Source organism: Tessaracoccus zhenghani (assembly GCF_055326325.1).
On sequence record NZ_JBUZNQ010000005.1, the window covers coordinates 44,723 to 59,152 of the forward strand.

Annotated in this window: 7 protein-coding genes; 1 reads left to right on the plus strand and 6 read right to left on the minus strand. The window is 70.8% G+C overall.

Annotated elements, in window-relative coordinates; translation table 11 throughout:
* Positions 1 to 55: 55 nt before the first annotated feature.
* From ACZK4S_RS11625 to ACZK4S_RS11650, 6 genes are all read right to left on the minus strand, one after another.
* Positions 56 to 8,500: a GH36-type glycosyl hydrolase domain-containing protein gene (locus tag ACZK4S_RS11625; RefSeq protein ID WP_463644364.1), complete on the minus strand. Its 8,445-nt coding sequence runs from the start codon at positions 8,498 to 8,500 to the stop codon at positions 56 to 58.
* Positions 8,501 to 8,616: 116 nt separating this feature from the next.
* Positions 8,617 to 9,693: an oxidoreductase gene (locus ACZK4S_RS11630; RefSeq protein WP_463644365.1), complete on the minus strand. Its 1,077-nt coding sequence runs from the start codon at positions 9,691 to 9,693 to the stop codon at positions 8,617 to 8,619.
* Positions 9,694 to 9,804: 111 nt separating this feature from the next.
* Complete coding sequence (locus tag ACZK4S_RS11635) at positions 9,805 to 10,494, minus strand: response regulator transcription factor (RefSeq protein WP_463644366.1); 690 nt, start codon at positions 10,492 to 10,494, stop codon at positions 9,805 to 9,807.
* Complete coding sequence (locus tag ACZK4S_RS11640; protein ID WP_463644367.1) at positions 10,491 to 11,702, minus strand: sensor histidine kinase; 1,212 nt, start codon at positions 11,700 to 11,702, stop codon at positions 10,491 to 10,493. Before ACZK4S_RS11640 ends, ACZK4S_RS11635 begins: the two co-directional genes overlap by 4 nt.
* Entirely contained in the window at positions 11,699 to 12,541 is an 843-nt protein-coding gene (locus ACZK4S_RS11645; protein ID WP_463644368.1) for an ABC transporter permease, read from the minus strand. The genes ACZK4S_RS11640 and ACZK4S_RS11645 overlap by 4 nt, the downstream gene beginning before the upstream one ends.
* Positions 12,538 to 13,467 carry an ATP-binding cassette domain-containing protein gene (locus ACZK4S_RS11650; RefSeq protein ID WP_463644369.1) on the minus strand — a complete coding sequence of 310 codons (930 nt, stop codon included), beginning with the start codon at positions 13,465 to 13,467 and terminating at the stop codon, positions 12,538 to 12,540. The genes ACZK4S_RS11645 and ACZK4S_RS11650 overlap by 4 nt, the downstream gene beginning before the upstream one ends.
* A gap of 276 nt (positions 13,468 to 13,743) precedes the next feature.
* Between ACZK4S_RS11650 and trhA the strand changes: the two genes are divergently transcribed.
* Entirely contained in the window at positions 13,744 to 14,421 is a 678-nt protein-coding gene (trhA, locus tag ACZK4S_RS11655) for a PAQR family membrane homeostasis protein TrhA (protein WP_463644370.1), read from the plus strand.
* Positions 14,422 to 14,430 lie beyond the last annotated feature (9 nt).

The following is a 14,430-nucleotide window of genomic DNA, read 5'->3' on the forward strand; positions in this document are numbered from 1 at the left end:
TGGAGTGTTTGCCATCGTACGCCTGGCGCCGTCGTCGGTCCGGGGCCGTTCCCTGTTAGTCATCGGTCTGCTCATCCTGCTCCACCTTCCACCCGTCGCCGTCGCGTCGGACCGTCACGTCGATGCGCCGCCCACTGCGACGCACCGTGGCGCGGTACCCGTCCCAGTCGCGCGGCAACTGAGGGGCGACACGGAGCGTGTTGCCGTCCCAGGAGAGGCCCAGGATGGCCTCCACGCCCACCCGGTAGAGCCAGGAGCTGGATCCCGTGTACCAGGTCCAGCCGGCCCTGCCCACGTGCGGCTCACGGCTGTACACGTCGGCGGCCAGCACGTAGGGCTCTGCCAGGTATCTGGCCACCCCGTCGGCGTCGGCCGTGCGGCGGACGGGGCTGATGAGGTCGAACAACCGGTGCGCGGCGTCGCCGTCGCCCGCCTCGGCTGCAGCCCACGCCAGCCAGGCGGCCGCGTGCGTGTACTGGCCGCCGTTCTCCCTGATTCCAGGCAGGTAGCCCTTGATGTAGCCGGGGTCGTCGGGGGTGTGCTCGAACGGAGGGGTCAGCAGCAATGCCAACCGGTCCTCCCACCGGACCAGGTTCTCGACGGCGGACGCCAGGGCCGTCGTCGTCCGGTCGCTTCTGGGCGCGCCCGAGAGCAGCGCCCAGCTCTGCGCGATCGAGTCGATCCGCGCTTCTGCCTCGCCTGCCGAGCCGAGCGGGTGCCCGTCGTCGTAGAACGCTCGCAGGTACCACCGGCCGTCCCACCCGTGGGCCTCGACGGCGGCGAACAGCTCGTCCGCCCGGGCCCGGTGGGCGGTGGCCTCGTCCGCGTGCCCCGCGCGCTCGCAGAGATACGCGAACTCGCGGCTGGCCGCGCCGCCGAACCAACCCAACCAGACGCTCTCGCCGCGACCCTCGGCTCCCACCCGGTTCATGCCGTCGTTCCAGTCCCCGGTGCCCATGAGGGGCAGGCCGTGGGCGCCGGAGGTGATCCCGCGCCGCACCGCCCTGCGGCAGTGCTCGAGCAGGTCGCCCTCGAGGTGGGACGCCCGGAACGAGTCGTACCGCTCGGCTTCGTGGGCGGCGAGGGGGTCGCCCAGGAGGAAGGGCACGCTCTCCCGGAGGACGTCGACGTCGCCCGTGGCGCGGACGTAGTTCGCGGTCACGTACGGCAGCCACAGCAGGTCGTCCGAGATGCGTGTGCGGACACCGCGGCCGGTGGGAGGGTGCCACCAGTGCAGGACGTCGCCGTCCTCGAACTGATGGGCAGCGGCCCGCAGCAGGTGCTCCCGGGCGAGATCCGGCCTGGACCACAGCACCGCCATGACGTCCTGCAGCTGGTCGCGGAAGCCGTAGGCGCCGCTGGACTGGTAGAACCCGGTGCGCCCCCAGAGCCGTGCGGACAGGGTCTGGTACGGCAGCCAGGTGTTGAGGAGCAGATCCATGGCCGGGTCCGGCGTCTCGACCCTCACGCCACCGAGCGCCCCGGCCCACAGCCGGTCGACCTCGGCGTGCGTCGCGTCGATCGCCCCTGGCTCGCGTAGCCGTGCGATGGCCTCGGCCGCAGCCTCCGACGAGTCGGCCTGCCCGAGCAGGAACGCCACCTCGTCCGATCCGCCGGGCGCGAGGCTGAGGTGCACCTGCAGCACCGCGCACGGGTCCACCCCGGGTCCGTCGCGCCGCGACAGCCCGATCAGGGACAGACCGGCCGGACTCGCCAGGCTGCCCATGCGGCCGATGAACCCCCTACGATCGGCCGTCCACCCGTGCAGCGGGTGCGTGGTGGCCACCCACGCCACCCGGTCCGCCAGGTCGGTGTGGAACGGGTTCCGGGCCGTGATGGCGCCGGTGGCCTCGTCGTAGCGGGCCGTCACGTGATGCCGCGTCGTTTCGTGGGTGCCACCCAGCACCAGGTCGGCGAAGTAGGTGAGCGTGATGCGGCGGGGGCGATCCGCCACGTTGGCCACGTGCACCCGCACCACCACGGCCGCCGGATCCGGGCTGGCGAAGACTGTGGTGGTCAGCCGCAGCGCATGGCTGGAGTACTCGTAAGCGGTGTACCCGAGGCCGTGGCGCACCAGGGTGGGTCGCTCGCCGCCCGCTGGTTGCGGGGTCGTCGACCAGAAGGCCCCCGTCTCCTCGTCGCGTACGTACAGCGCGTGGGACGCCTGGTCAGCCAGCGGGTCGTTGCGCCAGGCGACCAGCCGGTTCTCACCGCTGTTGACCGACCAGGCGGCACCCAGGCCCGCCTCTGTGGCCAGGCATCCGACGTCGGGCGTGGCGATCACGTTGGACCAGGGCGCGGGTGTGGTCACGCCAGGCGGGAGGAAGATCTGGTACTCCCGCGCGTCGACGTCGAAGCCGCCCAGACCGTTGTCGAACGAGAGCCCGGTGGGGCGGACCACCGATGGGCCGGCGGCGGCGGACAACATGCTGCTCGTCTGGTCGCCGGGTCGAGGATCGAACGGTGGCAGTGCGGCGGGCGCGGGGCCCATCAGGCGTCCAAGCCGGGCGGGAAGGTCGCCTTGGCCCGCGTCGAACACCACACGTGCTGCATGGCGAAGCCACCCGAGCGCGTGGCCGCCGGCGTGGTCGCGGTTGAGCATGAACACGCCGCCGCGACGGCCCAGCCAGCGGTCGGCGCCCAGCCGGCCGACCAGAGCGAGCGCCGAGTCGCGCACGTCGGCCGCATAACCGGTGGGTTCCTCGTCGACGACAGCGAGATCCACCTCGATGCCGCGGCGTCGCCAGTAGGACTGGGCGCGCAGCAGCTGTTCCAGGAGGGCCAGGTCGCCGTCGTCCGCGATGCCGAGGTAGACGATGGGCAGATCACCGGAGATACCCAACCCCCACAGCGCGCCCAGGGCCTCACCAGGTCCGGCCGCCTCGGGGGCGGCGACCCTCAGGCCCGACGGTGGGAAGAGGAGCAGGCCCAGCAGCCGCTGGGTGTGCGCCAGATCACCGCCGGCGAAGCCGAGTTCGCGCAGCTCGCGCTGGGCGTGGGCCGCCGCGACGCCGGCGGCGTGCTCGAGGTGCGCCCACACCCGGTAACGGTCGGCAAGCTGGAGGGCCTCCTCGCGACTCGCCGCGAAGGCGGTCACCATGGCCAATCGGACGCGTCCGTGGGCTTCCAGAAAGACCTCCTGCCCCAGCGCCAGCGCGGGGTCCAGGGGCGCCTCGGGGAACTCCTCCACGCTCCGCCACCACCCAGTGCGGTGGTCGAGGGCCCGGGGGCGTGTGGCGGTCCGGTGCCGGCCGAGGAACCTGGCCCGTTCGCTGGTGGAGCGCACCCGGCCCCACTCGGCGCCCTCAGGCTCGGGCCCGCGGACCAGGAAGTGGACGACGAACCGCTCCGTCTCCTCGGCCGAGCGCGGCCTGCGCCGCAGCAGCAGCCCGGGCAGGTCGGGCAGGTCCTCCGCCTCGACGAAGAGCCGGCTGAATGCGGGATGTCGCTGGTCGTCGCCCGCCGGGGCCAGCGCGACCTCCGCGAAGCTGGTCAGCCCGAGCCGGCGGGACTCGGCGGACTCGTTGCGCACGTCGAGCATCCGGATCTCGACGTCGTCGCGGGCGGCGACCGTGATGTCGAGGTGGCTGTGGATGCCGGCGTGTCCCTGCCGGTACTCCGCCCGTGAGGCGCTGAAGACGGTCTCCGCCGGAATGGGCCCGCAGGGGCGGGCCGCCGCGGACCACAGCGTCCCGCTGGTCAGGTCCTGCAGATAGAGCCAGGATCCGCTGTCGTCCAGCGCCTCGTCGGCGCGCCAGCGGGTCAGCGCGACACCCTCGTGGGTGCTGTGACCGGCGCCGCTGTCGGTCAGCAGCACCGTGTAGCGGCCGTTGGAGAGGCAGTGGACGGCCACCGTCTGCCCCTGCGGCGGGCCGACGGTCCACGGCGCGGTGGGCACGCCTCCCGCCGCGTCGTTCCCGGCACCACCGTCGGAGCCTCCGTCGTCCGCGGGCTCCGGCGTGGGCAGTCGGATGCTGCCGCCCTCCGGCACCTGCTCGGCCAGGAGCAGGCTGATGGCCGCAGTGAACGGCTCGCGCGCGAACCGCCTCACCATCCGCGGGCCGTCGAGGTGGGCGGCCAGGGCGAGCATGATCATGCCCTGGTGATGAGCCATGTGGGACCGGACGATGCCGAAGTCGTGGCCCAGCGGCACCCTGGACGGGGTGAAGTCCACCGCCTCGTACATCCCGTAGCGACCGAGGGCACCCAGTGCCTCCAGCCGGTCCAGGTTCTCGACGACGGCCGACGGGTCGTAGGGCAGGCCCAGAACGCTGGCGTAGGGGGCCACCACCAGGTCATCGGCGAGCCCGCGGGTGAGCCCTGCACCCGGCACCCCGAACGCCCGGTACTGATAGCCGGAGGCCGCGTCGAAGGCGTAGAAGCCGGACTCTGAGATGCCCCACGGGACACCGCGCCTCCGGCCGTAGGCGATGTGGTGGGCCACGATCGCGGCGCAGCTGTGGCCCAGCAGGCTCGCGCGCGGCGTGGGCACCAGGAGGGTGGGCATGAGGTACTCGAACATCGTCCCGCTCCAGGACGTGATCGAGTAGTCGCCCGCCAGCGTCCGAGTCATCGGGCGGCCCAGGTGGAGCCAGTGGTCCTGTGGGACGTCGCGCTTGGCGATGGCGATCAGGCTGGCGATCCGCGACTCGGAGGCCAGCAGGTCGTAGTAGCTGTCGTCGAGGAGGCCGGAGTTGATGTTGAAGCCGATGTGGAACACCCCGCGCCCCCGGTCGTAGAGGAAGCCGAAGTCCATGTCGGCCACCATCGCCCGGGCGCGGGTGGCGAGGGCCTGCAGCGAGTCCAGGGTCCGGTCGGCGGCCTCTGCCGCCTCATCGAGCGACACCGTCAGCGCCAGCGCCCACTCGCGTGCCGGGGGAGGCGCGTCGGCGAGCGCCGCGACGAGGTCGCGGGCACCGGCGGCGGCCTCGCGGCTCGCCCGAGGCAGGTCGGCCCAAGTCAGCTCGAGAGGCAGAGCCTCGCGGACACGGCGCCAGGCCACGGCCGCCGGGCCGCGGCCGAGCGCGTCCTCCCAGGCCGGATCCGGTCGCGACGACAGCCACGGAAGCGCCAGACCGGCCTCCCGTTCGAGCGCTTCGAGGTGACGCTGGAGTAGACCGGCGTGGAGGCGGAGGGCCGCGACGGCTCCGGGATCCAACCCGCGCCCATGCTCCACCAGGTCCGCCAGGAGCAGCGAGACGTTGGCCCGCACGTCGGCCAGGAGGGCAGGGAGGGCGTCGAGCCAGCTCGTCGGGTCGGCCTCCACCGTGGCTACCCGCCGGTCCAGGCCCGCGAGGTACTCGACGAGGGCCGGCTGGCCGGAGCCCAGGGCCGCGGCACCGTCGCTCACCAGCGCGATGGCATCGCGCAGACCCTCCCAGGCCGCGATGGGCCAGACGGGGCCGTCGGGCAGTTCGTCGCACCCCTGGGCCACGACGATGAGGCAGGCCGCGAGGTTGCCGCTGTCCACCGTCGAGACGTAGCTGGGGGGCAGTGAGCCCAGGCTCCGGGTGTCCACCCAGTTCACCGGATGGCCTCGATAGTGCTCGATGCGGTCCAGGGAGTCGAAGCCCGATTGGAGGCCCGACACGAAACTCTGTGTGCCGAGGTAGCCGCGGTCGTGCGCGGCCAGCGCGGCGATGAAGTACAGGCCGGCGTTGGTGGGGGAGGTGCGGTGGGCGACGATCCCGAGGGGCGCCTCCTGGTAGTTGTCCGGCGGGAGCCAGTTGTCCTCGGGCCCCACGAACTGCTCGTAGAAGAGCCAGGTCCTGCGCGTCAGGGTGCGTAGCTTCCGGTCGTCGGCGGCGGTCAGGCTGGGCTTGACCCAGCGGTCCGGGCGGCCCACCAGGTAGTGGATGAACGGGGCCGCGAGCCAGGCAACGAGGAATGGAGCCGCTGCCGGTAGTGCCGATGGGCGCAGGAGCACGACGGCGACGCCGAGAGCGAGGGTCAGCAGGGTGGCGGGGAGAGCGGCGCGGACCGCCGTGGTGAGCCGGACGTCCTTGCCCACGAGGCCGACGGCCCCGGCCGCCGTCGTCCACTCGAGGAGGTTGCGCCGCGAGACCTTCATCCGCCACAAGGTGCGCACGATCGCCTCGAGGCTGATGACCGCGTCGCCTGCCAGCCCCGCCAGCTGCAGCCCTGCCCTGCTGAACTGCCGCCTCAGTGGGGCAACGCTCGTCCTCCACAGCCTCGTCCGATCCCCACGGACCAGGGCGGACGCGGCAGTCGCCAGTGCACCCACCACGCCGGCCGCGAGGCCCACGACCGGGCCGAGCAGTGCCAGGAGCGTCCATGCCCAGGGTGACCCGGGCAGCCACAGCCATCCGGAGGCCAGCAGCGCGACGATGGACGCCGGGACGAGGCTGCGGCGCAGATTGTCCGCCATCTTCCAGCGCGCGACCACCGGCAGGGTGTTGGGAGCGTGACCCTGCTCCGTCGGCACCCGCGAACCCAGCCAGGGCAGCAGCTGCCAGTCGCCCCGGACCCAGCGGCTGAGTCGCAACGCGGCCACCAGATAGTTGGGGGGGTAGTCCTCGTAGACGGTGACGTCGCTGACCAGCCCCGCCCGCCCCTGCGCACCCTCGAACAGGTCGTGGCTGAGCAGGGCGTTCTCGGGAACGAGGTCCTCGAGGCTGCGTTCGAAGGAATCCACGTCGTAGATTCCCTTGCCCATGTAGTTGCCCTCGCCGAAGAGGTCCTGGTAGACGTCGGAGACGGCCATGTTGTAGAGGTCGACGGTGGAGTCCCCGGCAAGCGCCCGGGTGAAGGCGGAGCGGCTGGCGCTCACGGGATCGGTCTCGGCGCGCGGCTGCAGGACGGTGTAGCCGGCCACCACCCGTCCCCGGTCGTCGAACGTGGCCTGGTTCAGCGGATGTGCCAGCGTGCCCGCGAGCCGCCCGGCGGCGTCAGGGGGGAGCACGGTGTCGGCGTCGAGCGTGATGACGTAGCGCACACCGTCCAGCAGGGTGCGGTCTCCGGCCACCAGCTCGAACGACGTGTCGGTGGCGCCGCGCAGCAGCCTGTCCAGCTCCTGCAGCTTCCCGCGCTTGCGTTCCCATCCCATCCAGGACCTCTGGGTCTCGTTCCACATCCGGCGCCGATGGAGGATGAGGAAGGGGGCGCCGGCGGTTGCGGCGTTCAGTTCGGCGAGCGCGCGCTGAGCGTGCGCGAGGACCTCGTCGTCGCCTGGAGCGGTGGGGCCCTTGGCGTCCGGGAAATCGGTGACCGCGGCGAAGGCGAGACCCGGATCCGGGTTGCGTAGGTAGTGGGCGCGGATGTTGGCCAGGAGGGAGTCGACGTCCGCCGGGCGGGACACGAGGCCGGGCACCACCACCAGGGTTCGGTGCTCCGTCGGGATGCCGTCGCGGAAGTCGAGCTTCGGCAGCACCCGCGGACGCAGGGTGCGCCCGAGCGTCCAGTTGACGAGGTGGACCGCGACCGTCAAGGCGGGCACGAGCGACAGGATCGCGGCGGGGACCGCGGCCCACGCGGCCCGGGTGCCCGAGTAGAAGGCGGCGGCCAGTACGAGGGCGGTGGTGATCACCAGGATCAGGACGAGGTAGGTGGCGGTGGGCCTGCCGAGGAGCGCCCGGCGGATCCGCTCACCGAGCCTGGGCCGGCCGCCGACGGTCGTCTCCAGCCGCCGCCGGCCGGCGTCGATGAGGAAGTAGCCCACGTGGCGCTCGCGGGGAGTGGTGGAGTTCGCGGCCAGGGCAAGGGCAGCCTGGGCCACCTCAACCTCGGAGCGGCTTGCCGTGCGCGCCGCCTTCTCGATCACGGTCCGGTAGCGGTTCCGGGTGTCGTAGTCCATGACGGGGTAATGGCCGGTGGGGTCGCCGTCGACGAGCATCCGGTGCACGACGCTCAGCCGTTCGGCGGCGGGCTTCCAGTCCCACCTGTCGAGCTTGCGCAGGCTGACCACCGCGGTGGCCATGATGTCGTCGTCGTCCTCGCCTCCGGGCGGATCTGCGACGGGTGGCGCGTTCCTCGCCGCGGGGAGCCCTGCGAGTCGCGATGCGGCCCCGATGATCGCCTGCAGCAGCACCACCCGCAGCATGGTGGGCAACGCCCACACGTCCCCCTGGGTCAGGACGCTGTGCTGCTGATAGAGATCCACGAAGCCGAACAGCTGCTCCGGATCGAGCTGGAGTTCGTCGGCGCCGAGGACGGCCTCGGCCAGTGCGAGGGTCCTCGGGGGGCACGTTGCGCCACCTCCCCTGGCCAGCCACGGCAGCTCCCGGTAGTACGCCGCAGGCAGGTCCTGCCGCACCTGGCCGAGGGCCTGTTCGATCAGGTAGTAGTTGTCGAGGAACCACTCCGACCCCGACGAGGGCGTCTTCGCCCCATCGCTGGAGAGCGCCGATCGGGCCGCGCGTAGCGTCCGAAGGAGTTCGGGGAAACGGGCCGGCAGGTTGACAGGACTGCCCCTGCGCGTGGTGATCAGGACCTCCGCGTGGGCGCGGCCAAGCGCCGTCGCACTGCCATGTTCAGTTATCACCGCGTCCCCCTTCGGAGGCCTTCCATCGATGGTAACCCGTGCGGCGTGTCGGCCGGGGTGACGGGGTGAGGTTCAGCGCCTCAGCTCGGCCAGGGTGGCCTCCGCTATGCCCTGATTCAGCCCGCGACCAGGTGCGGCCACCCGGTCGAGAAGTAGTCGACGAACGCCTCGCCCACGCAGTTGTCGCGCAGGACGTCCTTCGTCACCGGGAAGGCGGGCCCAGGGTAGTCGGGGTCCGCCAGGATCCGCTCCGCGATCCGCTGGTCGGCGACAGCCGCCCGGCCGATGGTGACGAAATCGGCGCCCGTGGCCAGCGCCGCCACGGCGGCCGGTCCGCTGCCCACTTTGCCGGCGACCCCCAGGCGGGTGGAGCCGCGGGGGAGATCGATGAAGTGGCTGAGCAAGGGCGCCGCCCCTGGCTCGGCATCCTCGGGGAGCTTCGTGACGTCCCACAGGGACAGTTCCAGGTGGTCGAGGTTGCCCTCGGACATGAGTTGGGTGCTGAGCTCCGCCATCTCGGCGGTGTCGAGACCTAGTCGTTCGGTGGAGATCCGCAGCCCCAGGTGGAAGTCTGACGACGTGGCCGCCCGGATCGCGGCGATGGCCTCGCGGATGATGCGCGCCTTTCCCTCCAGGTCACCGCCGTACCCGTCGTCGCGGACGTTGCGTGAACTCAGGAACTCGCAGAGCAGGTAGCCATGGGCGCCGTGGAGTTGCACCCCGTGGAAGCCGGCGCGTTCGGCGCGGACGGCGGCGGCGACGAAGTCGTCGACGGCTCGTCGCACCTCGTCGGTGGTCAGTGCACGCGCGCCGTGGTCGGCGTCCGCGTAGGGTCCGACGCGCTCCTCACCGGAGACTGAGGGGTTGGCCTGTGTACCGCCGTGATGGAGCTGGACAATCGCGGCGGTCCCCGCGTCGCGGAGGCCATCAGCCAGCCGGGAGAGGCCGGGGAGGTGCGCGTCGTCGCTGATCCCCAACTGCCCCTGCCACGCCTTCCCGGCGAGCGCGACGTAGGCCGCGGCGGTCATCGTCATGCCGAAGCCGTGCCTCCCGCGCGCGAGCAGCCACCGGATCTCGTCGTCCGAGAGGGTGCCGTCGGGATGGGACTGCTTGTTCGTCAAGGGGGCCAGCGCAAGTCGGTTGCGCCAAGCGGGCCCGTGTGGAAAGACGAGGGGATCGGAGAGCTGTGTCACTCACACGAGGTTACTTCGTCTCGGCTGGCGCTTTCCCCTAGGGGCAAACGCGAGAGACACCTGCTGAAGCGGGGTGCCGTCCACGACCCTCGGGCGATGCGGGCAGCGGCCTCAGCCCCCGACGTTGACGACGCCCAACTCGTAGGCGCGGATGACGGCTTGGACGCGGTTGGCCAGCTCCAACTTGGCAAGGATGCGACCGAAGTGCGCCTTGACGGTGGACTCACTGAGATACAGGCTGTGCGCGATGTCCGCGTTGGTGAGGCCCTGCCCCACAAGGACGAACACTTCGCGCTCGCGGTCGGTCAGCACAGCGAGTTCCTGCTCGGCCTCGCTTCGGTCAGCGCCGGACAGGTGCGGCACCGCGACCTCGATCAGCTTCGCGGTGATCCGCGGAGAGACCACCGCGTCGCCGGCCATAACCGTGCGCACCGCCGCTACGAGTTCGGCCGGCCGGGTGTTTTTCAGCAGGAACCCGGCGGCACCGGCCTGCAGCGCGCCGAAGGCGAAGTCGTCGCGATCATAGGTTGTCAGCACCAGCACACGGGTGCTTGGCAGTGTCGCGGTCAGGTAGGTGGTGGCCTCGATGCCGCCCATGCCGGGCATGCGGACGTCCATGAGTACCACGTCGGGGGAGAGCCGCCGGGCCGTGCGCAGGGCCTCCTCGCCATCGGAGGCTTCGCCGACGACCTCGATGTCGGGTTGCGCCTCGAGCACGAGCCTCAGTCCGTACCGGACCAGTTCCTGATCGTCGACCAGCAGAACACGGATGGTCGCCGCTGTGGCGGAGCCCTCGGTCATCGTTCCTCCATCGGCAGTCGGACATCCACCCGCCAGCCCCCACCGGCGCGGGGACCCGCGTTCACGCGACCATCGTAGAAGGCCGCCCGCTCCCGAATACCCACTAGCCCGCGCCCTGGTTCCGTGTCTGCCTGGACGGGGGCCGATGTGTCCTCGATGAGGACCGTCACCGCGTCATCGTCGTGCACCACCCGCACCAGTACGTCGCGTACCTCGCGTGCATGTCGGAGCACGTTGGTGAGCGACTCCTGCGCGACCCGGTAAACGGTGAGGCCGACGACGGCCCCAGCGTCAGGGTCTCCCTGAAGTTCCAGGCGGACCGGAAGGCCGGCGGCCCTGAACTCGTCCACCAGGGCGGGCAGGTGCTCAACGCTCAGCGAGGACGGTAGCGTCGCCTGGGGTGAGCCGTCGTCATCACGCACCGCCCCCAGCAGCCGACGGACCTCCCCGAGGGTGCGCCGTCCGGTCTCGGCGACCCGCCCGATCGCGCGGAGCGACTCCTCTGGCCGCGCCGACGCCGCGGCGTGGGCGCCGTCGGCCAGCGCAATCATCACCGACAGACTGTGGGCGATGACGTCGTGCATCTCCCGCGCGATGCGCTCGCGCTCCTGAGCACGCGCAATGCTGGCCTGCTGGTCGCGTTCCCGCCTCATCTGCTCCGCGTGCTCCACAAGGGCAGCGATGTGGCGACGTCGATGGCCGACGTTGATGCCGATGAGGACGGTGATCAGGGCGGCTGCGACGAAGACGGTAGTTGCGCTGAGCCAGTCCGTGGGCCAATCCTGCAGGTCGACGCGTGGGGCCAGGCCCAGCAGAGGGGGGCCGAACCGCACCCGGAACGACAGGATGAGCGCGCCCAGCGCGCCGGCCGTCGCCGCGAGGCCGAATGCTCCCCACGCCCGTCGAGTGGTCCGCGTGGCGCCGACTTCGTACAGGGCGGGAAGGACCAGCACGGCCTCCGCGCCACTGCCCCAGCCCGCCGTCAGTGGCAGGGCGGCCAGCGTCGCCGCGAAGGCGACCGCAGGGCGGCGACGCCGGGTCAGGACGGTCGCGATGCCACCCGCGCCGAGGAGCAGGATCGGCGCGAGCGGCGTCCTCAACGGCGACTCGAGAGACAGGTACGCGAGGAAGAGGGCGAGCACGGCGTAACCGGTCAGTATGGCCAGATCGCTGCAGTCAGGCCGGTAGCGCTCGGCGCGGTCATTCATGCGTCGCGCCTCTGCAGGGCAACCGCCCCCCCGGCCAGGGCCAGAGCCGCCCAGGCTGCCACCAGTAGCCAGCCGGCTGCAGTACTGATGTGGCCACCCCAGACGTCGAGGAAGGGGCCTCCCGGGGTGCCGACCCGCGCCATCGCGTCGCCGGCATTGCCGAGCAGTGCCACGCGTGCAACACGGGAAAACAAGTTGAACGGCAGCGCCGAGGCCAGGATCGGCCCCAGAAGGGTGGCCGTGAACACGACTACGGCACCGATCGTCGTGGACCGCACGAGCATTCCGATGCCTACACCGAACACCGCGCAGAGCCCGAGGTACACCGCGGAGCCCAGCAGCGCGAGGAGGACGCCGGGCGCGGTCAGAGGGGCGTGGAGTCCGTGCTCTGCATACAGGGGGTAGGTCGCCAGCCAGGCCCCGAAGACGGTCGTCAGGGCGACTCCGGTCACCGCGAGGAACGCGACAATCGCCTTGGCCCACAACACCCGCACCCTTGTGGGCACGGCCATGAGCGTGGTCTGGATCGACCCGGATGAATACTCGGCGCCCACGGACGAGACCCCGGCGATGCCTGCGATGATCTGGCCGAGAATGACCATCGGGAGGGTGACGTCACAGATGGTGCGTTCGACCGACGCGACCGACGGCACCCCGGAAGACTCGAGGGTGAGGCCGAGGAAGAGGCTGCCTCCCAGCCCCACGGCCAGGATGCCGCCGAGGGCGAGGAACGTCGACGGCAGGCTCAGCAACTTGATCCACTCCGAGCGCAGGGCGTCGCGGAAGGCCGGGCGGCGGACAGCGGGATCGGCACGTCGGGTCGTCGGCGCGGTGGTCATGATCGGGCTCCTTCTCCTGCGGCGGAGACCGCACGGTACTCGGCGGCCTCCGCCGTGAGGGTCAAGTATGCGTCCTCGAGGGAGCCTTCGGTGGAGGTGAGTTCGTGAAGGACCACCCCCGCGGCCGAGGCGGCCTCGGCCACCTCTTCGGCGGTCAGCCCTGAGATCTCGACCGCACCGTCTGAGGTGGGCGTGACGGTCACCGCCTGGGCCGCGACGGCGGCACTCAACCGCTCTACGTCGCGTGTGCGGGCCCTGACGACTGTGCGGGTTGCACCGGAGATGACCTCGCGTATCGGGGCGTCGGCCAAGATCTTGCCGCGGCCGATCACAATGAGGTGATCGGCGGTCTGCGTCATCTCTCCCATCAGATGCGAGGAGAGCAGCACCGTTCGGCCCTCGGCTGCCAAACGACGCAGGAGCGCCCGGATCCAGAGGATTCCCTCAGGGTCGAGGCCGTTGACAGGCTCGTCAAGGATGACGGTCCCAGGGTCGCCAAGCAGCGCCGCAGCGATACCCAGACGCTGGCCCATGCCCAGCGAGAAACTCCCCACGCGCTTGTCGGCCACCGATTCCAGACCGGCGAGTTTGATGACCTCCCAGACCCGGTGTTTCCCGATGCGGTGGGTGGCGGCGAGACCGAGCAGGTGCTTGTAGGCGGTGCGGCTGGGGTGCGCCGCCCGGGCGTCCAGGAGCGAGCCCACCTCGTGGAGCGGTGACTGCAGATTCCGGTAGGCAGTTTCGTTGATCGTGGCCGTTCCCCCGGACGGTCGGTCGAGCCCAACGATCATCCTCATCGTCGTCGACTTCCCTGCACCGTTGGGGCCCAGGAAGCCGGTCACCCGGCCCGGCCGGACGGTGAAGTCGATCCGGTCGACCGCCACCTTCTGGCCGTACCGTTTGGTCAGGTTGTGCACTTCAATCATGTAGCGCCTTTCGTTCATTTCCGACGCTACGTGACGACCCCCGACGGGCTCGTTGTCCTGCAGTCCCCTCATCCTGAGAGGGGCAGTACCCAGGTCCACATCATGGATCCGTTTCAGGCGCTCGCCCAAGAGCCGCCGCGACAGCAGCACCCCGACCCCGCCCTGTGTCACGTCGCTGTGGCGTGAGCCAATGTCCGGCTCAGGCTAACGGTCGAAGGTAAACTCCCATCCGAGACGGACCTGCCGCAGGCATGGCCGCGCGTCGGAAGGCGGCTTGTGGAAAGCATCAGCAGAAGCCGGGACGGCAGCGTCCATGTGACGGACGAGCGGTTCAACACCCTCTCGCACCTCGTGGCCTTCTGCTTCTCAGTGATGGGAACGGTGCTGCTCGTCTCCCAGGCCGTCGCTCAGGCCGAACCTTGGAAGATCGGCGGTTTCAGCATCTACGGCCTGTCCCTCATGACGCTTTTCGCGGCGAGCACACTCCACCACGGGATTGATCGTGGGCCCCGGATGAATGAGGCGTTGCGGACGCTCGACTACGCATCCGTCTTCGTCCTCATCGCTGGCACGGTCACCCCCTTGGTGCTGGTGCTCGCGCGCAACGCGTTCGGGTGGGCCGTGTTCGGCGCGGTGTGGGGCGTCGCGATCATGGGCGTCGTCCTTCGCTCCGTCTGGCGCCGGCTTCCGAAGTACATCACCAACACCCTCTACATCACGCTGGGCTGGATGACCGTCGCGCTGCTGGGAGCTGACGTCTCGCTCCCGTGGCTGGCACTCTTCCTCCTAGCGGCGGGCGGGCTTGTGTACAGCGCGGGCTTCGTGATCTACGTGATCGAACGGCCCAACCCGTGGCCCGGCCGGTTCGGCTTCCATGAGATCTGGCACGTGCTCGTAGGCTTAGCGGCGCTCCTGCATTTCCTCTTGATGTACGTCTTCGTCCTCCCTGCCTGATTCGAAGGA

What these genes read in the sequence shown, in the direction of transcription:
- ACZK4S_RS11635 (WP_463644366.1), bottom strand. Translation starts at nt 10,494, where the DNA reads ATGACCGAGGGCTCCGCCACAGCGGCGACCATCCGTGTTCTGCTGGTC.
- ACZK4S_RS11640 (WP_463644367.1), bottom strand. Translation starts at nt 11,702, where the DNA reads ATGAATGACCGCGCCGAGCGCTACCGGCCTGACTGCAGCGATCTGGCC.
- ACZK4S_RS11645 (WP_463644368.1), bottom strand. Translation starts at nt 12,541, where the DNA reads ATGACCACCGCGCCGACGACCCGACGTGCCGATCCCGCTGTCCGCCGC.
- ACZK4S_RS11650 (WP_463644369.1), bottom strand. Translation starts at nt 13,467, where the DNA reads ATGATTGAAGTGCACAACCTGACCAAACGGTACGGCCAGAAGGTGGCG.